Genomic DNA, 18,892 nt, shown 5'->3' on the forward strand with positions numbered 1-18,892 from the left:
AGGACTTGCAGCATGAGTGACAGCAGCCTGCGCCTGGTCTGGGTCTACCCGGACCTGCTCAGCACCTACGGCGACCAGGGCAACGTCCTCGTCGTCCAGCGCCGTGCCGAACAGCGCGGCCTCAGCGTCGAGCGCGTCGACGTCCGCAGCGACCAGCCGGTGCCGACCTCGGGCGACATCTACCTGATCGGCGGCGGCGAGGACCGTCCGCAGCGGCTCGCGGCCGAGCGGCTGCGGCGGGACGGCGGCCTGAGCCGGGCCGCCTCCAACGGCGCGATCATCTTCTCGGTCTGCGCCGGGTACCAGATCCTGGGCCACGAGTTCATCAACGACCTCGGCGAGCGCGAGCCCGGCCTCGGGCTCATCGACGTGATCTCGACCCGCGGCGAGGGTGCCCGCTGTGTCGGCGACGTCCTCGCGGACATCGACCCGCGCCTGGGCCTCCCCCAGCTGACCGGTTTCGAGAACCACCAGGGCATCACCCATCTCGGCCCGACGGCCCGGCCGTTCGCCCGGACCGTCTTCGGCAACGGCAACGGGACCGGCGACGGCACCGAGGGCGCGTACAACGACACCGTCTTCGGCACGTACATGCACGGCCCCGTCATGGCGCGGAACCCGCAGATCGCGGACCTGCTCCTGAAGCTGGCCCTCGACGTGAACGCGCTGCCGCCGACGGACGACCGCTGGTACGAGGCGCTGCGCGCCGAGCGCATCGCGGCGGCGACCCAGCCCGCCTGAGTCAGCCCGCGCACCGCCGTTGGTCCCTCGTACGAACGTACGTTGTCCACTGTGCGGACATCCGGTTCGGCCCCGCCACCCTGCGGCGATAGGGTGGCGGGGATCCAGCCGGACGACGTGGTCCGGGAGTCGGCCCACGTTGCAAAGGTTTTTGGGCTATGCGCATTGGCGTACTCACCTCCGGCGGAGACTGCCCCGGTCTGAACGCTGTCATCCGTTCCGTCGTGCACCGCGCCGTCGTCGATCACGGCGACGAGGTCATCGGCTTCCACGACGGGTGGAAGGGCCTCCTGGAGTGCGACTACCGCAAGCTCGACCTCGACGCGGTGGGCGGCATCCTGGCCCGGGGCGGCACCATCCTCGGCTCCTCGCGGGTCCAGCCCGCGCACCTGGTCGGCGGCGTCGAGCGCGCCAAGGGCCACGTCGCCGACCTCGGTCTCGACGCCATCATCCCGATCGGCGGCGAGGGCACCCTCAAGGCGGCGAACCTGCTCTCCGAGGCGGGGCTCCCGATCGTCGGCGTCCCGAAGACGATCGACAACGACATCGCCTCCACCGACGTCACCTTCGGCTTCGACACGGCCGTCACCGTCGCCACCGAGGCCCTCGACCGGCTGAAGACCACCGCCGAGTCGCACCAGCGGGTCCTCGTCGTCGAGGTCATGGGCCGCCACACCGGCTGGATAGCGCTGCACTCCGGCATGGCCGCCGGCGCGCACGCCGTGGTCGTCCCGGAGCGCCCCTTCGACATGGACGAGCTGACCTCCCGGGTCGGCGAGCGCTTCGAGGCCGGCAAGCGGTTCGCGATCGTGGTCGTCGCCGAGGGCGCGAAGCCGCGCGAGGGCTCGATGGACTTCAAGACCGCCGGCACCGACATCTACGGTCACGAGCGCTTCACCGGCATCGCCAACCAGCTCTCCGTCGAGCTGGAGCGGCGCCTCGGCAAGGAGGCCCGCCCGGTCATCCTGGGTCACGTCCAGCGCGGCGGCACCCCGACCGCGTACGACCGCGTCCTCGCGACCCGCTTCGGCTGGCACGCCGTCGAGGCGGCGCACCGCGGCGAGTTCGGCATGCTGACCGCGCTGCGCGGCACGGACATCACGATGGTCCCGCTGGCCCAGGCCGTGGAGACCCTCAAGACCGTTCCGGCCGACCGGTACGACGAGGCGGAGTGCGTGCTCTGACGACTCCCGTACGCCACATCCGCCCCCGGTCGCAGTCGCGACCGGGGGCGGTTCTAGTCTGGTGCGGACAACACGTGCGAATCGGGCTCCAGGAGTGTACGGATGGATCACAGCGGGCACGGCATGACGATGGATCTGCCGCCGTTCACGCTGGGGCGGGGCCTCGAGTTCTCTCCCGACCTCTTCTTCCTGATCGGCTGCCTCGCGGCACTCGGTCTGTACGGGTGGGGCGTGGCGCGGCTGCGGCGGCGCGGTGACGCGTGGCCGATCAGCCGGACGGTGTTCTTCACGGTCGGCGTGCTGACCGTCGCCCTCGTGATGTGCACCAAGCTCAACGACTACGGCATGGTCATGTTCAGCGTGCACATGGTGCAGCACATGGTGATCTCCATGCTGTCGCCGATCCTGCTGCTGCTCGGCGCGCCGGTGACGCTCGCGCTGCGGGCGCTGCCGGTGGCGGGCCGGGGCTCGCTCGGGCCGCGCGAGCTGCTCCTGAAGCTGCTGCACAGCCGGTACATGAGGGTGGTCACGCACCCGGCGTTCACCATCTCCATGTTCATCGCGAGCCTCTACGCGCTGTACTTCTCGCCGCTCTTCGACTTCCTGATGGGCTCGAAGGCCGGGCACATCGGCATGATGGTGCACTTCCTGATGGTGGGCCTGGTCTTCTTCTGGCCGATCATGGGCGTGGACCCGGGCCCGCACCGGCCGGGGTACGTGATGCGGATGCTGGAGCTGTTCGCGGGCATGCCGTTCCACGCGTTCTTCGGCATCGCGATGATGATGGCGACCCAGCCGCTGGTGGAGTCGTACAAGAACCCGCCGGCCTCGCTCGGGATCGACGCCCTCGCCGACCAGAACGCGGCGGGCGGCATCGCCTGGGCGTTCAGCGAGATCCCGTCCGTCCTCGTCCTGATCGCGCTGGTCTACCAGTGGTACCACTCCGAGCAGCGGCAGGCCGTCCGCAAGGACCGGGCCGCCGACCGGGACGGCGACAAGGAGCTGGAGGCGTACAACGCGTATCTGGCGAGCCTGCAGACGCGGAGCCGCTGACGCTCCGGATCCGACATCCTGGATCCGAATCCGGGATGTCGGATGTTGGATCCGAATCCAGGATTCTGGATCCGAATCCAGGATGTTGGATCCACGGTCCCCTTCCGGGCCCGGTGCCGCTTGCGGCGCCGGGCCCGTTCGCGTTCCGGCGCACGCCGGAGCGTCCGGGGAGTAGCGCGCGCCCCTCTCGCGGGGTCACGATGGGCTGTACGGCTTCCGCGGCCCCGGTCGGAAGGAGGGCGGGCTGATGTCCGGTCCCACGAAGACGATGGCGGTGCTCACCTGCGCCGCGCTGGTGCTGACGACGGCCTACACGGTGGCGCTCGGCAGCAGCGGCTGGCTCTGGTTCGGTCTGATCGTGCTGATCGTGGTGACGATCGGGATGGCGGCCGCGGACAGCGCCGCACCGCCCGCTCCACGCCCCCGCCCGCCGGGCACCACCTCCTGATCGGCAGGAGGGTCCTATCCGCGCGGGGCCAGGACGATCCAGGTCTGGCCCGGGGCGAAGGGCAGGGGCTTTCCGGCCGGGGTGGTGAAGGTGGTGCCGGAGGTCTCCGAGGGGCGGGACCAGTGGGCCTCGTGGGCGCGTCCGTCGCGCAGGACGAGCGCGGTGCCGCTGCCGACGGTCTGGCTGTACGGGGAGACGGAGCCGAACCGGTCGTGGAAGCGGGAGGGGCGGACCGTGACGCGCTGGACGACGACCGTCTCGGGGGTGAGCGGTCCCGTGTCGGTGGCGCGGGCCTCGCGGCCGTCCATGGCGACCCGCCAGGCGTGGTCGGCGGCGGACCAGGTGAAGGTGTAGCGGGCCGCCGGGTAGCGGACGGTCGAGGTCGTGACCGGGGTGCCGCCGGCCGGGGCGGCCCCGAAGCGGAAGCCGATGTCCCGGGGGTCGTCGGCTCCCGGGGCGGCGGCGAGGGCGCGGCCGGGGCGCAGGTAGAGGTTGTGCGGGACGGGGCGGTCCGGGGAGCGCCGGAAGGCCCGGGGTGCGGTGCTCTCGGTGACGAGGTGGAGCGGCGCGGCCCGCAGGAGCGGGGTGAGGGCTGACTGGGCGCCGGAGTAGGCGAGGACAGGACGCCCGAAGTCGCCGAGCAGGGCGATGTCGGACTCGCGGGCGCTGCGGACGGGTCCGGCGAGGTCGGGGAGGTGGGAGGAGTAGACGGCCATGAGCCGGGTCACCCCGCCCTCGACCTGTTCGACGTAGACGAGGTCGGCCGCGCCGAGTCCGGTGTGGGGGCGGGCGGCGGGCACGTTGTCGAGCTTCACGGCCAGGACGGGGGCGGGCTTCGCGGGAAGCCCGGTGAAGGGCGAGAGTCCTGTGGGCGTGGTGGCGGGCGGGGTGGTGGGTGGGGTGGCGGGCGCGGTCGTCGGCACGGGGGTCGGCTCCGACGGGCCCGAGCCGGAGCAGCCGTACAACCCGGCCGCCGTCAGCGCGCACAGCAGTGCGGTGAGGACGCGGCCGGGGCGCCTGACCCCGCGCTCGCCTGTCATGTGACGCTCCCCCACCAGTGGACCACGGGCCCGTGCGGGGATACAACGGGCGTGACGGACGACGAACGGGGGTCGCGCGTGTTCTACCAGTTGATGAAGTACGTCCTCCTCGGACCGCTCCTCAGGCTGCTGTTCCGGCCGCGGATCGAGGGGCTCGAACACATCCCGGAGGAGGGGGCCGCGATCGTCGCGGGCAATCACCTCTCCTTCTCCGACCACTTCCTGATGCCGGTGGTCCTGGACCGGCGGATCACCTTCCTCGCGAAGCAGGAGTACTTCACGGGGCCGGGTCTCAAGGGCCGGCTGACGGCCGCCTTCTTCCGGGCCGCCGGGCAGATCCCGGTGGACCGGTCGGGGAAGGAGGCCGGGCAGGCGGCGATCCGGGAGGGGCTCGGCGTCCTCGGCCGGGGCGAGCTCCTCGGGATCTACCCGGAGGGGACGCGTTCGCACGACGGGCGGCTCTACAAGGGCAAGGTGGGGGTGGCGGTGATGGCGCTGACCGCCGGGGTCCCGGTGGTGCCGTGCGCGATGGTGGGGACCTTCGAGATCCAGCCGCCGGGGAAGGTCGTGCCGAGGATCCGCCGGGTCACCATCCGGTTCGGGGAGCCGCTGGACTTCTCCCGGTTCGCCGGGTCGGCGGGCGAGAAGGCCGTGGTCCGCGCCGTGACCGACGAGATCATGTACGAGATCCTGCGCCTGTCGGGCCAGGAGTACGTGGACGAGTACGCCACGGTGGTGAAGGCCGCGGGGACCGAGCCCTCCGAATAGTTCCCGCGCGGGGAACGCTGAGGGCGGATCCGCGCACGGCGCAATCCCCTGGGCGGCCGCCCCGCGCACCCGTAGCGTCCCCTGCATGACCAAGGGAAACGCGTTCGTGCTGGGTGCGACGGGACAGGTGGGGCGGGCGGCCGTGCGGGCGCTCGTCGCGGACGGCTGGGAGGTGACGGCCGCCTCGCGGGGCGGCGGCAGGGACGAGGGGTGGCCGGAGGAGGTGCGGTCGGTCCGGCTCGACCGGAACGAGGACGGCGCGCTGGCGGCGGGGCTCGGTGACGGCGTCGACGTGCTCGTGGACATCGTCGCGTACGACCGGGGCCACGGACGGCAGTTGACCGGCCTCGCGGACCGGATCGGCTCGGCGGTGGTGGTGTCGAGCGGTGCCGTCTACGAGGACGAGAAGGGCCGCAGCTTCGACACCCAGGACCAGCCGGACGGCTTTCCCGCCTTCCCGGTGCCGGTCGCGGAGGAATGGCGGACGGTCGCGCCCGGCGACAGCACGTACGGCACCCGGAAGATCGCCCTGGAGCGGGAGTTGCTCGCGGCGGGCGAGGCGCTGCCGACGACACTGCTGCGGGCGGGCGCGATCCACGGCCCGTACTGTCCGGGGCCGCGCGAGCTGTGGTTCGTGAAGCGGGCACTCGACGGGAGGCCGGTGCGCCTGCTGTCGTACGGCGGCGCCTCGCGGTTCCACCCGGCGCACGTGGACAACCTCGCGGAGCTCGTCCGGCTCGCGGCGGCGAACCCGGGCAGCCGGGTGCTGAACGGCGCCGACCCGGAGGCGCCGACGGTGGCCGAGATCGGGGCGGCGATCGACGCCGTCCTGGGGGTGGAGAGCGAGACGGTGCTCATCGAGGGGGCGCCCCCGCAGGACCTCGTGGGGCTCACCCCGTGGACCGCGCCGCATCCCGTCGTCTACGACATGACGGCGGCCGAGCGCGAGTTGGGGTACCGGCCGGTGGTGTCGTACGCCGCGTCGCTGCCCGGGACCGTCGAGTGGCTGGCCGGACACCTGAAGGGGCGGGACTGGAGGGAGGCCTTCCCGGGGCTCGCGAAGTACGGGGTGGACTGGTTCGACTACGCGGCCGAGGACGCCTGGCTGGCGTCCCGGGCATGACGAGAGGGGCGGCCGTCGGACGGCCGCCCCTCCCTTCAGACCGTGCGGGGTGTTACGGCTTGGGCGTGGCGTGCGGCTCGCACGTCACGTCCTCGCTGTCCACCTTGCCGGTGAGCAGGTACGTCTCGACCCGCGGGTTGATGCAGGGGTTCACCAGGCCGGTGACGCCGTGCGAGCCCGCGTCCTTCTCAGTGATGAGACGCGAGTTCTTGAAGCGCTTGTGCAGCTCGACCGCGCCGGCGTACGGCGTCGCCGCGTCACGCTCGGACTGGACGATGAGCACCGGCGGCAGGCCCTTGCCGGTCTTGACCTGGGTCGGCTTCTGCTGCGGCGCGGACCAGGTGGCGCACGGCAGGTTCATCCAGGCGTTCGCCCAGGTCATGAACGGGTACTGCTCGTGGAGGGCCGAGTTGTCCCGGTCCCACCGGTTCCAGTTCGTCGGCCACGCCGAGTCGGCGCACTCGACGGCGGTGTAGACGGCGTTGCCGTTCTCCGACGCGATGTTGCCGACGGTGTCGGTGAGGTCCGCGGCGGCACCGTCGATGAGCGGCTGCGGGTCACCCGCGGCGTAGGCGCTCCAGGCCTGCGCGACCGGGACCCACGAGGAGTCGTAGTACGGAGCGCTCTGGAAGAAGCCGATGAGCTCGGCCGGACCGACCTTGCCGCCCAGGGGCTCCTTCTTGGCCGCGGCACGCAGGGTCACCCACTGCTGCTGGACCTTCTCCAGGGTGTCGCCGAGGTGGTACGTGGCGTCGTTCTGGGCGACCCAGGTCATCCAGTCCTTCAGACGACCCTCGAAGGCGATGTCCTGCTCCAGGTTGGCCTGGTACCAGATGTTGCTCTTCGCCGGGTTGACCACGCTGTCGACGATCATGCGACGCACGTGGTTCGGGTACAGCGTGCCGTAGACGGCGCCCAGGTAGGTGCCGTACGAGACGCCGATGAAGTTGAGCTTCTTCTCGCCGAGCGCGGCCCGGATGACGTCGAGGTCACGGGCGGTGTTGCGCGTCGTCATGTAGGGCAGCATGTCGCCGCTCTTCTCGGCGCAGCCCTTGGCGTACTCGGCGGCCAGCTTGCGCTGGGCGAGCTTGTCCGCCTCGCTGTCCGGGACCGGGTCGAGCTTCGGGCCCTTGACGAACTCGGTCGGGTCGACGCAGGAGATGGGCGCCGAGTGGCCGACACCGCGCGGGTCGAAGCCCACGAAGTCGTACGCCTTCGAGGTGTTCACCCAGAGCGGGTTCTTGGTGGTGACCCGGCGCGGGAAGCGCAGACCGGAACCGCCGGGGCCGCCCGGGTTGTAGAGCAGCGCGCCCTGGCGCTCGGCGGGCGTGCCGGTGGACACGGCGCGGTCCACGGCGAGCTTGATCTTCTTGCCGTAGGGCTTGGCGTAGTCGACCGGGACGGTGACCCAGCCGCACTGGATGGGCTTGGCGAAGCCCCAGTCGGCCGGGCAGTCCTGCCAGTCGATGCCGGCCTTGGCGGCCTGGGCGGCGGCGATGGTCGCGCCGCGCGCCTCGTCGTCACGGTCATGGCCGGTGACGGCACCGGCCGTCGGTGCGGCCAGCGCGGTCGCCATGAGCGTGCCCGCTATCAGAGTGCCGGCAGAGCCGAGCACTGCTGTGCGTCTCAATGATCCTCCCCCTGAAGGAGTCTGTGTGTCCGGGGGATCCTTTCGTCACTGAGGCTCAGGATGTAAGGGCGTACACGTGTTTCTTTGCCGAACCAATAACCGGTGAGTGGTGTACCGCTGAGCGGTACGGCTTCGAGGAAGGGTCAGAACGGGGCGAGTTCAGACAAAGCCGCGTCGAGGAGTCGGCGCAGTGCGAGCGCGTCCGGGGCGACGGCGGTGGCGAGGGCCGCGGGTCCGGCGAGCGGACTGACCACGGCGTTCTCCCCGTACAGCCGCGCCTCCACCGGCTTCTTCTCGAACGCAGGGTCGACGACGAGGAGTTGGCCGGTGGCCCGGTGGCCGCCGAGGACCGCTCCGCCGTCCCAGCCGCCGGGCGCGCCGGGTCCGAAGGCCAGCTCCTGGTCGAACAGGGGGCGGCCGGCGCGGCGGACGGTGAGCCGGGTGGTGAGGGCGCCGGGCGGCTCCCCGTGCCGGCCGAGGACCTGTTCCTCTCGCAGGACGAGACGCGCGGTGGGCGCGAGGTCGACGGTGGTGCGCATCCGCAGGTGCGAGCCGGTGGCGGAGACGAGCTGCTCGGGCAGCCAGCGGAGCACCGCGTTCTCGCCGACGGTGATCCGGACATCGTACGTGGCGGGGTCGGCGCTCCGGCCGGGCAGGGCCAGGGTGGCGGCGGCCGAGTCGACCAGGAGCCGGGCCCCGTCCCGTACCTCGGTCTCGATCGCGAGCCGGTCGCCGCCGAGCGGGGCGCTCATCGCCCCGACGACGGTGACCCGGGTGTACGGTCCGGCGGCCCGGGTGCGGCGCAGGGCGAGGGGGCCGTCGCTCACCAGGAGCGGAAGCCCGCCGTCGGCGTCGGCGGCGATCCGGGCGGTGGCGCGCAGGCTCACGCGGTCCACGCCGCGAGCTGTGCCCGGACCCAGTCGGCGACGGGCGCGACGCCGTGCTCGCCGCGCAGGGAGGTGAAGGCGACGGGCAGCTCGCCGCGCTGCTCCTTCGCGTCGCGGGCCATCCGCTCCAGGTCGGAGCCGACGTGCGGGGCGAGGTCGGTCTTGTTGACGACGAGGAGGTCGGCGGTGGTGACGCCGGGGCCGCCCTTGCGGGGGATGTCGTCGCCGCCGGCCACGTCGATGACGAAGATCTGGGCGTCGACGAGTCCCTTGGAGAAGGTGGCGGTGAGGTTGTCGCCGCCGGACTCGACGAGGATCAGGTCGAGCGGTCCGACCGTGTCCTCCAGTTCCTCGACGGCTTCGAGGTTGGCGGAGATGTCGTCGCGGATGGCGGTGTGCGGGCAGGCGCCGGTCTCGACGGCCTGGATGCGCTCGGGCGGCAGGACGGCGTTGCGGAGCAGGAACTCGGCGTCCTCGCGGGTGTAGATGTCGTTGGTGACGACGGCGAGGGAGAGGGTGTCGCGCAGCTCGCGGCAGAGGGCGGCGACGGTGGCGGTCTTTCCGGAGCCGACCGGTCCGCCGAGTCCGATGCGCAGGGCGCGGCGGGTGCCGTCGGGGCGGTGGGCGTCGGCGGAGACGGCGCCGTGGTGGGTGTGGGCGTGGTCGAGGTGCATGGGGGACTCCACGGTGTTCAGGAGGCGAAGAGGCGGACGGGCCAGGCCGCGTGCTGTTCGGCGGTGAGGTCGAGCAGCGGCGCGGAGGCGGCGGGCAGGGCGTCGACGCCCTCCCTGGCGGCCGCGGCGGCGCGCTCGGCGACCTGGTCCATCTCGGGGGCGAGGCGGGCGAGGACGGCGGTGGCCTGGTAGGGGTCGAGGCTGAGGAGGCGGACGGCCGCGGTCGCCGGGCCGCCGACCGTCTCGTACGCGATGCAGTGCGCCGCGTCCTCGGGGTCGAGTCCGGCGGCCCGGGCGGCGGTGCCGAGGACGACGGGCTGGTGGGCGCCGCGCGGGAACGCGGCGGCCAGCGCGTCGAGTTCGGGGCTCGGCCAGGTGGCGCGGGCGGCCCGCATCAGCTGGCGGCCGAGCTTGCGGGCGGCGGCGCGCAGGGCCGCCGAGGGGGTGCGGGCGTCGGCCGCCGCGTCGAGCTCATACGGGTCGAGTCCGTGCGCGGCCCCGGCGGCGAGCGCCGCCGAGGTGAGGCCCGTGGTGTGCAGGCGGCCCCGGCAGAAGGCCTCCAGGCCGGCGGCGTCCTTGATGCGGCCGGCCTTGACGGCGGCCTCGGCGCCGCCGGAGTGGGCGTGCCCACCGGCGGGGAAGCGCCCGTCGGCGAGCACGAGGAGAGCGGAGCGCGACATCAGAAGAGGAAGTAGCGCTGGGCCATGGGCAGTTCGGCGGCGGGCGCCGGTTCGACCGCCTCGCCGTCGATGGTCACCGAGAAGGTGTCGGCGTCGACCTCGACCCGGGGCAGGGCGTCGTTCTCCCGCATGTCGGCCTTGGTGACCCGCCGGGTGGAGCCGATGGCGGCGAACTCCTTGTGCAGGCCGAGCTTCCGGGGCAGGTCGTCCTCGATGGCCGCCTGGGCGACGAAGTTGACCGAGCCGGCCGCCGCGGCCCGGCCGAGCGCGCCGAACATCGGGCGGGGCAGGACCGGCTGGGGCGTGGGGATGGAGGCGTTGGCGTCGCCCATCTGCGCGTACGCGATCTGGCCGCCCTTGACGACGACGAGCGGCTTCACGCCGAAGAAGGCGGGCTCCCAGAGGACCAGGTCGGCGAGCTTGCCGGGCTCGACCGAGCCGATGAGGTGGGCCATGCCCTGGGCGACGGCCGGGTTGATCGTGTACTTGGCGACGTAGCGGCGGGCCCGGTGGTTGTCGGCGGCCCCGTCGCCGGGCAGGGCGCCGCGCCGCTTCTTCATGACGTGGGCGGTCTGCCAGGTCCGCATGATCACCTCGCCGATCCGGCCCATGGCCTGGGAGTCGGAGGAGATGATCGAGATGGCGCCCAGGTCGTGGAGGACGTCCTCGGCGGCGATGGTGGAGGGCCGGATGCGGGACTCCGCGAAGGCGAGGTCCTCGGGGACGGCCGGGTTGAGGTGGTGGCAGACCATCAGCATGTCGAGGTGTTCCTCGATGGTGTTGACGGTGTGCGGCCGGGTCGGGTTGGTGGAGCTGGGCAGGACGTACGGCTCGGAGACCACCGTGATGATGTCGGGGGCGTGCCCGCCGCCGGCGCCTTCCGTGTGGTACGCGTGGATCGTGCGTCCGGCGATGGCGGCGAGGGTGTCGCCGACGAAGCCCGCCTCGTTCAGGGTGTCGGTGTGGATGGCGAGCTGGGCGCCCGTCTCCTCGCACACGCTCAGACAGGCGTCGATGACGGCGGGGGTGGCGCCCCAGTCCTCGTGGATCTTGAAGCCGAGCGCGCCGCCGCGCAGCTGGGAGTGCATCGCCTCCCGGGACATCGTGTTGCCCTTGCCGAGCAGGCCGATGTTGACGGGGAAGGTGTCCAGGGCCTCGAACATCCGGGCCATGTGCCAGGGGCCGGGCGTGATCGTGGTCGCCTTGGTGCCCTCGGCCGGTCCGGTGCCGCCGCCGACGAGGGTGGTGACGCCGGTGGCGAGGGCCTGCTCGACGACGGTCGGCGAGATGAAGTGGACGTGGGTGTCGACGGCTCCGGCGGTGACGATCCGGCCGTTGCCGACGATGATCTCGGTCTCGGGGCCGATGACGAGGTCGGGGTGGACTCCGTCCATGGTGTCGGGGTTGCCGGCCTTGCCGAGGGCGGTGATCCGGCCGTCCCGGATGCCGATGTCCGCCTTGACGACGCCCCAGTGGTCGATGACCACGGCGCCGGTGATGACGGTGTCGGGGGCGCCCTCGGCGCGGGTGGTGCGGGCCTGGCCCATGGACTCGCGGACGACCTTGCCGCCGCCGAAGACGGCCTCCTCGCCGGCGCGGCCGGGGCCGCCGCAGCGGTCCTCCTCGATCTCGACGAGGAGGTCGGTGTCGGCGAGGCGGATGCGGTCGCCGGTGGTGGGGCCGAACAGGTCGGCGTAGACGGCGCGGTGGAGGTCAGGCACGGTCGCCGTCCTTGTCCTGATCGGTGAGGTCGAGGGGGCCGGGGACGTCGAGGGGGCCCGCGGTCTCGCCGCGCAGGCCGGGCACGATCCGGCGGCCGGCGATCGGAACGAGCTCGACCTCGACGGGGATGCCGGGCTCGAAGCGGACGGCGGTCCCGGCGGCGATGTGCAGGCGCTGCCCGTGGGCTGCGGCGCGGTCGAAGTCCAGGCCGGGGTTGACCTCGGCGAAGTGGTAGTGCGAGCCGACCTGGACGGGCCGGTCGGCGGCGTTGAGGACGGTCAGTCGGGTGACGGGACGCCCTTCGTTGAGGGCGACGGGGCCGTCCGCGTACAGGATCTCTCCGGGGATCATCGGTGGCCGCCCGTCAGATGATGGGGTCGTGGACGGTGACGAGCTTGGTGCCGTCCGGGAAGGTGGCCTCGACCTGGACGTCGTGGATCATCTCCGGGATGCCGTCCATGACCTCGTCACGGGTGAGCACCTTGCGCCCGGAGGCCATCAGCTCGGCGACGGTACGGCCGTCCCGGGCACCTTCCAGGATGTGGGAAGTGATCAGCGCGACGGCCTCGGGGTGATTGAGCCGCACACCGCGGGCCCGGCGCTTCTCGGCCACGTCGGCCGCCACATGGATGAGCAGGCGTTCCTGCTCGTGCGGGCTCAGTTGCACTCTTCCACCTCACAGTCGGTCGACCGGGACGGGACCCGGACAGCTGCGGACCCTACCGACCGTCAACACTCTGTTGAACTGCGGAGATGCGCTGCGCGGCCAGACATTGCACGTTAGGGCGAAAGTTTTTCCGGCTCGTTAACTCCGACTTTGCGATCTCATGATCATCCGATCGGAACGTCGCCTTCCGGCATGGACATCGACATCAGGCCACGCAGCCCGTCCTCCAGGACCTCGACGGACACGTCGCCGAAGAGCGCCTGCTGGGCGATGAAACCCTGGGCGGTGGCGATGAGGGTGCGTGCCACATGGTCGGAAGGGACGTCGGCGCGGAGGAGGCCGTTCTCCCGGTAGGCGGTGACGAGCCTCGTCCACGCGACCCGCATCCCGTGGTAGCCCTCGGAGAGGGTCCCGGCCAGCTGCTCGTTACGCAGGGTCTCCGTCCAGACCTGGACGATCAGGCGCGCGAAGGCCTGCCGGTCGGCGCCCTCGATCCGCTCCTCCAGGAAGAGCCGGAGCACCGCGCCGAGGAGGACGTCGGGGGTGGGCGGCGGGGTGGCGCGGGACGCCTCCTCGAAGGCGCTCCGGATGCCGGCGAAGGCCTCGGTCGCGATGGCCCCGATCAGCTCCTCCTTGCCGCGGAAGTAGCGGTAGACCGCGCCCGCGGACAGACCCACCTCGGCGAGCACGTCCTGCATGGACGTGGCGTGGAAGCCGTTGCGGGCGAAGCAGCGCGCGGCGCCGTCGAGGATCTGGCGGCGGCGGGCGTCGAGGTGTTCCTGGGAGACACGTGCCATGGGCAGAACCTAAAACGAATGTTCATTCTTGACAACTTCCACGACGCGGCGCACGCTGGGGCCGATGTAAAACGAACGATCCTTCTCTTTGAATCGAGGCCCTCATGTCCGCCGCCACCGCCCCCTCGGCCGCCGGGCGCAGAACCCTCGCGGTGCTCGCACTGATACCGGTCGTCGCCGCCCTCGCCCTCGCGGTCTTCGCCTGGCCCGCCGCGCGCATCGCACCCCGCGACCTGCCGATCGGCGTGGCCGGTCCCGCCGCCGCGGCCGACGCGGTCGAGCGGCAGCTCGGCCGGCACGAGGGGGCCTTCGAGATCCACCGGTACGAGGACGCCGAGGCCGCCCGGACCGCGATCGAGGACCGCGATGTATACGGAGCCGTGGTCGTGACCCCGCGCGGCACGGAGCTCCTCACCGCCTCCGCGGGCAGCCCCGTCGTGGCCGGGCTGCTGCGTGAGGCCGTGGCCGCGCAGGCCCCCGCGGGGACACCGGTCCCGGTCACGGACGTGGTGGCCGCACCGGCCGGCGACCCCCGGGGCGCCGTGCTCGGCGCGAGCCTGCTGCCCCTCGCCATCGTCGGGGCGGCCACCGGCGCCGCCACCGTGCTGCTCGGCCTGCGCGGGGTCAGGGCGGTCGTGACCCTGGTCGGCGCGGCGGCGCTCGCGGGTCTGGTGGGTGCGGCGCTCGCGGACAGCTGGCTCGGGGCGCTGACCGGTGACTGGTGGGCGGAGGCCGGGGTCCTCGGCCTGACCGTCCTGGCGATCGGCTCGGCCTTCGCGGGGTTCGCGACGCTGCTCGGCAAGGCCGGCTTCGGACTCGCGGCCACGCTGACGATCCTGCTCGGCAACGCGTTCTCGGGGATGTCGAGCGCGCCGCAGCTGCTGCCCACCGGGGTGGGCGCGCTCGGCCAGTGGCTGCCGCCGGGCGCCGGGGGCTCGGCCCTGCGGTCCGTCTCCGCCTTCGACGGCGCGGCCGCGGGCGGCCCGCTCCTCGTCCTCTCCCTCTGGGCGGTGGCGGGTCTGACCGTGACCGCGTTCGGCGCGCGGCGCCGCGCGGAGGCGGCCCCCGCCACGGAGCCCGCACCGGTGCCGGTGGGCTGAGGCCCGCACCCGAGAACGGCCGCGTACCCCCGCTGTAGCGGACGGGGGTACGCGGCTTTTCGCTTGCTGTCAGCGTGCGGTCAGGACGTGCCGGGCTCGCGGTGGTGGGCGGCGATGCCGAAGCGGCGCTGTTCGCCGGGAGCGGAGTCGACCGGGTGGAGGCCGGAGAGGGAGCTGACCACCTGCTCGTCGGCCGGCTTCTCCGCCGCCTCGAGTTCTTCCAGGTCAGCGGCGGAGACCAGGGCGACGAGCGGCTTCCCGTGGCGGGTGACCACGACGCGCTCACCGCCGTACACGACGCGGTTGATGAGGTCGGCGAGCTCAGCCCGCGCTTGCGTCACCGGGATCTCGTAGGTCATGCTCCTCATCTTACGGTCTGTACGTCCTGTACATTTTTTACAGACAGCTGGAGGTGCTCAGCCATGGACGCCCGCTACGTTCTGCCCGAGTTCACGGAGCGGACCAGCTTCGGAACCCGCACCCTCGATCCGTACTCGAAGCTCCTCGAATCCCGGATCGTCTTCCTCGGCACACCGATCGACGAGACCTCGGCCAACGACGTCATCGCCCAGTTCCTGCACCTCGACCACGCCTCCCCCGGCCAGGACATCGCGCTCTACATCAACTCCCCCGGCGGCTCCATCAGCGCCATGACCGCGATCCACGACACGATGCGGACGCTCTCCTCCGACGTGGAGACCACCTGCCTGGGTCAGGCGACGTCCACCGCCGCCGTCCTGCTCGCCGCAGGCACCCCCGGCAAGCGGTTCGTCCTCCCCGGCGCCCGGATCACCCTCCGGCAGCCGGCCATGGACGAGCCCCTCCAGGGGCAGCCGAGCGACCTCGACATCCACGCGCGCGAACTGCTCAGGCTGCGCGCCCTGGTGGCCGGGATGCTCACCGAGTACACCGGGCAGGGCCGGGAGCGGGTCGACGCCGACATCGACCGCCTCACCGTCCTGGACGCGCCGGCGGCCGTCGCGTACGGCCTGGTGGACCACGTGATCACGAGCCGGCGCGACGCCGGCGCGGCGCAGTGAGCCGGCCGTGGTGCCCGAGCTGCCGCCGCTGCCCGCACTGACGCGGGCCGAGGGCGAGTTGATCGACGCCTACCTCGAAGTCGTCGACCTCCTTGGGAAGATCAACCCATCCAGGGGTACGCATACCTATGGGGCACTGCGCGCGGCACAGGCCCTGGTGGGACGCGCGGAGGCGCTGCGCGAGGCCCTGACGCTCATGCATATGCGGGGCGAGAGCGAGGTGCACGCGGACACCCTGGCGCGTGCCCTAAGGGTGTTGGACGGTGAGCGCCGCGCCGACCGCGTCACCGTCCCCCGCGCACGGGCGAGTTGACATTCCGGCATGTCGTGTCGAGGTCCGGACGGCCGACACGGATCGCAGAATCGCTCCCCCGTTCGGCGTAGTCGACGAGTCGACATATGTGTCGGGTGAGTTGCGCAACAGGTGTACGCATCTGGCGGAATGGGGCGTTCCGCCGCTGGTGCGGGGCTCGTAGGCCAAACCCGCGGCGATCACGAAAGCAGCCTGTCCACCCGAATGGATCAGTCGTGAGGAGCCTCACATATCGCCGTTTCAGCTCGGATTTCGCCCTGGGTGTGGGTCAAGATCCCTGTCGACGACAAGCCCCCGCCATCCGAGGCGGGGCGGTCCGGGCGGACGCCGAGTCCTGCCGCTGTCCCGGACGTCTGGTCGACAGGAGTGGATCGGCAGGAGTGGAGGACCCGAGCAGTACGGGACGTACGCGCTGTTTCTCGCAGCGGGGCCGTCCCTTGGGGTGAAGCCGCAGCCGCGGCCGGGCATCTTCGCCAGTCCGAACCCGACAGGTCATCCTTCGCAGGCGGCTGACGAAGGGTTGCGCATGACTGCGCAGATGCACGTCCCGTCCCTGCTGTCCCGGGCCGGAGCCGTCTCGGCTCTCACCCTCGCCGCCGTCGGCGGCACGTTGCTCGCACCAGGTGCGGCACCCGAGGCCCAGGCAGCCACCACATACGCGAACAAGGCACTGAGCGTCGCCGCGTCCAAGAAGGGAGCCCCGTACCGGTACGGGAGCGCCGGACCCTCCAGGTTCGACTGCTCCGGTCTGACGCTCTACGCGTACAAGCAGGCGGGCAAGTCGCTGCCCCGCACCGCGCAGCAGCAGTACAACAAGACCCGGCACATCTCCGCGTCCAGCAGACAGAAGGGGGACCTGGTCTTCTTCCACTCCGGCGGAAGCGTCTACCACGTGGGCATCTACGCCGGCAGCGGCAAGATCTGGCACTCGCCCAAGACGGGATCCTGGGTGAAGCTCGACAGGATCTGGACGTCGAAGGTCTACTACGGCCGCGTCCGATGACGCCCGCCGGGCACTGACCCCGCCCCAGGGGTGCGGTGGCGCCGCCGCACCCCTGCGCCGGGACCTCCTAGACGTACGAGGCGGCCGTCGGGGTCCACGGGAGGGTGATCCAGACCGTCTTCCCTCCCTCCTCGGTCGGAGTGACCGAGAGACGGCCGCCCGCCTCCGCCGCCAGGGAGCGGATGATGACCATGCCCCGGCCGTTGTCCTGCTGGACCGCCGCCGGGAGCCGGCGGGGCCAGCGCGGGTGGCTGTCGGTGACGCCGATGTGGAGGCGCTCCTCGCGCTCCAGGCGGACGTCGACCGTGAAGGTGGGCGACTGCCCGAAGGTGTGCAGGACGGCGTTGGTGGCCAGTTCCGAGACCATCAGGCGGATCGCGTCCGCCAGGTCGTCAGCGCCGTCGAGACCCCAGCCGTCGAGGACATCGGCGACGTACCGCCGGGCCGTGGGGACCGACGCGGGATCGCTCGGCAGAGTGACGGATGCTTCCTGATGGTCTGCCATGGCGACGCTGTCCCTTTCCCGCCGGGGCTTCCGCCCCGGATCGCGCTTCGCGTCAGAGTGCCACCGATCGTGCCGCCCCGGCAGGCGTTCCACCAAGATATGTCCCCATCTGTCGCCCGAAGCGGTGAACTCTGCTGCCCGGGAACGCCCTTGGGCCTCCCGACGGTCCGTCAGACCCCCGACGGCCCGTCAGACCTCCGTCAGACCCCCGTCAGTCCTTCGGTGCGGTCCGCAGGATCGTTTCCACCGCGCGCCCGATCTCCGCGTCCGTCAGATCGGCCCGGGCCGTGAGGCGCAGCCGCGAGATGCCGTCGGGGACGGACGGGGGCCGGAAGCAGCCGACCGCCAGGCCCTGTTCGCGGCAGTCCGCCGCCCAGCGCAGCGCCGCCTCCGGGGAGGGCGCGTGCACGGAGACGACGGCCGCGTCGGGCCGGGCCGCGGTGAGTCCGGCGTCCGTGAGCAGTCGGTGGAGGGTGGTGGCGACGGTACGGGCCCGCTCGGCGAGGCCCGGTTCGGCCGCGATCAGCCGCAGGCTCGCGAGCGCGCCGCCGGCGGCGGCCGGGGCGAGCCCGGTGTCGAAGATGAAGGTGCGGGCCGCGTTCACCAGGTGCTCGATGACCCGGGCCGGGCCGAGGACGGCACCGCCCTGGCTGCCGAGGGACTTGGAGAGGGTGAGGGTGGCGACGACGTCCTCGTCGCCCGCGAGTCCCGCCTCGTACAGGGCGCCCCGGCCGCCGTCGCCGAGGACGCCGAAGCCGTGGGCGTCGTCGACGACGAGCCCGGCGCCGTGCGCCCGGCAGGCCTCGGCGAGCTCGCGGAGCGGGGCCTTGTCGCCGTCGACGGAGAAGACGGAGTCGCTGACGACCAGGGCCCGGCGCCCCGGGTGCGCGTCCAGGGTCTTGGCGACGGCCTCGGGGTCGGTGTGCGGGACGACGGCGGCCTCGGCGCGCGCGAGCCGGCAGCCGTCCACGATCGAGGCGTGGTTGGAGGCGTCGGAGACGATCAGGGAGTCCCGGCCGCCGAGCGCGGTCAGCGCGGCGAGGTTCGCGGTGTAGCCGGAGGAGAAGACGAGAGCCTCCTCGAAACCGCAGAACTCGGCGAGTTCGCGCTCCAGGCGGGTGTGCAGCCGGGTGGTGCCGGTGACGAGCCGCGAGCCGGTGGAGCCGGCGCCCCAGCGCCTGGCCGCCTCGGCCGCGGCCTCGGTGACCTCGGGGCGGCGGGTGAGGCCCAGGTAGTCGTTGCTCGCCAGGTCCAGGAGGTCCGATTCGGCCGCCCGGGGCCGCAGCGTCCGGACGAGACCGGCCTCGGCCCGGCGGCGCGCTTCGGCGTCGGTCCAGTCGAAGGCGGTACGGCGCGGACCCGCGGCCCACCCGTCGTCGGTGCTCGGACCCGCGGCCCGCCCGTCGTCGGTGCTCGGGCCCGTGGCCCGTCCGTCGTCGGCGCCCGCGGCGCGTGCGTCCTCGGCCAGTCGGGTCTCGTCGGCCTGTGGCATGCGGCGATCCTTTTGTAGGCAGCGC

At 72.4% G+C, this 18,892-nt stretch carries 22 protein-coding genes and 1 riboswitch; of the genes, 10 read left to right on the forward strand and 12 right to left on the reverse strand.

Translation table 11 applies throughout. The features are described from left to right. The first annotated feature begins 12 nt into the window (after positions 1 to 12). The 4 genes from SVTN_RS05515 to SVTN_RS05530 all read left to right on the forward strand — a co-directional run bounded on the left by SVTN_RS05515 (position 13) and on the right by SVTN_RS05530 (position 3,426). Entirely contained in the window at positions 13 to 741 is a 729-nt protein-coding gene (locus tag SVTN_RS05515; RefSeq protein WP_041128037.1) for a type 1 glutamine amidotransferase, read from the forward strand. A gap of 158 nt (positions 742 to 899) precedes the next feature. Next, positions 900 to 1,925 carry a 6-phosphofructokinase gene (locus SVTN_RS05520; RefSeq protein ID WP_041128038.1) on the forward strand — a complete coding sequence of 342 codons (1,026 nt, stop codon included), beginning with the start codon at positions 900 to 902 and terminating at the stop codon, positions 1,923 to 1,925. 102 nt (positions 1,926 to 2,027) lie between these two features. Then, positions 2,028 to 2,978 carry a cytochrome c oxidase assembly protein gene (locus SVTN_RS05525; protein WP_041128039.1) on the forward strand — a complete coding sequence of 317 codons (951 nt, stop codon included), beginning with the start codon at positions 2,028 to 2,030 and terminating at the stop codon, positions 2,976 to 2,978. 247 nt (positions 2,979 to 3,225) lie between these two features. Next, a complete protein-coding gene (locus SVTN_RS05530; protein ID WP_041128040.1) occupies positions 3,226 to 3,426 on the forward strand; it encodes a hypothetical protein in 201 nt (66 codons plus the stop codon). Positions 3,427 to 3,440: 14 nt separating this feature from the next. Here the strand turns inward: SVTN_RS05530 and SVTN_RS05535 are convergent, their stop codons facing one another. Then, positions 3,441 to 4,466 carry a DUF3048 domain-containing protein gene (locus tag SVTN_RS05535; RefSeq protein WP_041128041.1) on the reverse strand — a complete coding sequence of 342 codons (1,026 nt, stop codon included), beginning with the start codon at positions 4,464 to 4,466 and terminating at the stop codon, positions 3,441 to 3,443. Between the two features lie 78 nt (positions 4,467 to 4,544). On the opposite strand from SVTN_RS05535, the gene SVTN_RS05540 reads away from it, so the two are divergent. Together SVTN_RS05540 and SVTN_RS05545 are read left to right on the forward strand one after the other, a co-directional pair. Next, positions 4,545 to 5,234 (forward strand): lysophospholipid acyltransferase family protein, encoded by a 690-nt coding sequence (locus tag SVTN_RS05540; protein ID WP_041128042.1) that lies wholly within the window; start codon positions 4,545 to 4,547, stop codon positions 5,232 to 5,234. Between the two features lie 85 nt (positions 5,235 to 5,319). After that, complete coding sequence (locus SVTN_RS05545) at positions 5,320 to 6,357, forward strand: NAD-dependent epimerase/dehydratase family protein (protein ID WP_174518233.1); 1,038 nt, start codon at positions 5,320 to 5,322, stop codon at positions 6,355 to 6,357. A 52-nt stretch (positions 6,358 to 6,409) separates the two neighbouring features. Here the strand turns inward: SVTN_RS05545 and SVTN_RS05550 are convergent, their stop codons facing one another. From SVTN_RS05550 to SVTN_RS05585, 8 genes are all read right to left on the reverse strand, one after another. Next, the gene (locus tag SVTN_RS05550; RefSeq protein WP_063782244.1) at positions 6,410 to 7,987 is read right to left on the reverse strand and encodes an alpha/beta hydrolase; all 1,578 of its coding nucleotides are present in this window, start codon (positions 7,985 to 7,987) and stop codon (positions 6,410 to 6,412) included. 143 nt (positions 7,988 to 8,130) lie between these two features. Beyond that, positions 8,131 to 8,874 carry an urease accessory protein UreD gene (locus tag SVTN_RS05555; RefSeq protein WP_041128044.1) on the reverse strand — a complete coding sequence of 248 codons (744 nt, stop codon included), beginning with the start codon at positions 8,872 to 8,874 and terminating at the stop codon, positions 8,131 to 8,133. Continuing rightward, on the reverse strand, positions 8,871 to 9,548 hold the full coding sequence (ureG, locus tag SVTN_RS05560) for an urease accessory protein UreG (RefSeq protein ID WP_041128045.1): 678 nt from the start codon (positions 9,546 to 9,548) through the stop codon (positions 8,871 to 8,873). The genes SVTN_RS05555 and ureG overlap by 4 nt, the downstream gene beginning before the upstream one ends. Before the next feature lie 17 nt (positions 9,549 to 9,565). Further along, positions 9,566 to 10,228 carry an urease accessory protein UreF gene (locus SVTN_RS05565; protein ID WP_041128046.1) on the reverse strand — a complete coding sequence of 221 codons (663 nt, stop codon included), beginning with the start codon at positions 10,226 to 10,228 and terminating at the stop codon, positions 9,566 to 9,568. Further along, positions 10,228 to 11,949: an urease subunit alpha gene (locus SVTN_RS05570; protein ID WP_041128047.1), complete on the reverse strand. Its 1,722-nt coding sequence runs from the start codon at positions 11,947 to 11,949 to the stop codon at positions 10,228 to 10,230. Before SVTN_RS05570 ends, SVTN_RS05565 begins: the two co-directional genes overlap by 1 nt. Continuing rightward, positions 11,942 to 12,301 carry an urease subunit beta gene (locus SVTN_RS05575; RefSeq protein ID WP_041128048.1) on the reverse strand — a complete coding sequence of 120 codons (360 nt, stop codon included), beginning with the start codon at positions 12,299 to 12,301 and terminating at the stop codon, positions 11,942 to 11,944. Before SVTN_RS05575 ends, SVTN_RS05570 begins: the two co-directional genes overlap by 8 nt. A gap of 13 nt (positions 12,302 to 12,314) precedes the next feature. Next, positions 12,315 to 12,617, reverse strand: coding sequence for an urease subunit gamma (locus SVTN_RS05580; protein ID WP_041128049.1), 303 nt, complete (start codon positions 12,615 to 12,617; stop codon positions 12,315 to 12,317). A 164-nt stretch (positions 12,618 to 12,781) separates the two neighbouring features. Further along, the gene (locus SVTN_RS05585) at positions 12,782 to 13,414 is read right to left on the reverse strand and encodes a TetR/AcrR family transcriptional regulator (protein WP_041128050.1); all 633 of its coding nucleotides are present in this window, start codon (positions 13,412 to 13,414) and stop codon (positions 12,782 to 12,784) included. 104 nt (positions 13,415 to 13,518) lie between these two features. Between SVTN_RS05585 and SVTN_RS05590 the strand changes: the two genes are divergently transcribed. Next, positions 13,519 to 14,514, forward strand: a complete 996-nt coding sequence (locus SVTN_RS05590) for a serine/threonine-protein kinase (protein ID WP_041128051.1) — start codon at positions 13,519 to 13,521, stop codon at positions 14,512 to 14,514. 80 nt (positions 14,515 to 14,594) lie between these two features. Here SVTN_RS05590 and SVTN_RS05595 read toward each other — a convergent pair whose 3' ends face one another. After that, complete coding sequence (locus SVTN_RS05595; protein ID WP_041128052.1) at positions 14,595 to 14,873, reverse strand: type II toxin-antitoxin system Phd/YefM family antitoxin; 279 nt, start codon at positions 14,871 to 14,873, stop codon at positions 14,595 to 14,597. A 63-nt stretch (positions 14,874 to 14,936) separates the two neighbouring features. Here SVTN_RS05595 and SVTN_RS05600 point away from each other — a divergent pair, with 63 nt between their 5' ends. From SVTN_RS05600 to SVTN_RS05610, 3 genes are all read left to right on the forward strand, one after another. Next, a complete protein-coding gene (locus SVTN_RS05600) occupies positions 14,937 to 15,554 on the forward strand; it encodes an ATP-dependent Clp protease proteolytic subunit (protein WP_041128053.1) in 618 nt (205 codons plus the stop codon). Positions 15,555 to 15,561: 7 nt separating this feature from the next. Next, on the forward strand, positions 15,562 to 15,867 hold the full coding sequence (locus SVTN_RS05605; RefSeq protein WP_041128054.1) for a hypothetical protein: 306 nt from the start codon (positions 15,562 to 15,564) through the stop codon (positions 15,865 to 15,867). 400 nt (positions 15,868 to 16,267) lie between these two features. After that, a riboswitch (cyclic di-AMP (ydaO/yuaA leader) is annotated at positions 16,268 to 16,390 on the forward strand. 3 nt (positions 16,391 to 16,393) lie between these two features. Next, positions 16,394 to 16,870: a C40 family peptidase gene (locus SVTN_RS05610; protein WP_041128055.1), complete on the forward strand. Its 477-nt coding sequence runs from the start codon at positions 16,394 to 16,396 to the stop codon at positions 16,868 to 16,870. 67 nt (positions 16,871 to 16,937) lie between these two features. Here SVTN_RS05610 and SVTN_RS05615 read toward each other — a convergent pair whose 3' ends face one another. Together SVTN_RS05615 and SVTN_RS05620 are read right to left on the reverse strand one after the other, a co-directional pair. After that, complete coding sequence (locus SVTN_RS05615; protein WP_041128056.1) at positions 16,938 to 17,375, reverse strand: ATP-binding protein; 438 nt, start codon at positions 17,373 to 17,375, stop codon at positions 16,938 to 16,940. Between the two features lie 211 nt (positions 17,376 to 17,586). Further along, entirely contained in the window at positions 17,587 to 18,867 is a 1,281-nt protein-coding gene (locus SVTN_RS05620) for an 8-amino-7-oxononanoate synthase (protein WP_167352194.1), read from the reverse strand. Between the last annotated feature and the right edge of the window lie 25 nt (positions 18,868 to 18,892).

Origin of the sequence: Streptomyces vietnamensis (genome assembly GCF_000830005.1) — a bacterium.
GTDB lineage: Bacteria > Actinomycetota > Actinomycetes > Streptomycetales > Streptomycetaceae > Streptomyces > Streptomyces vietnamensis.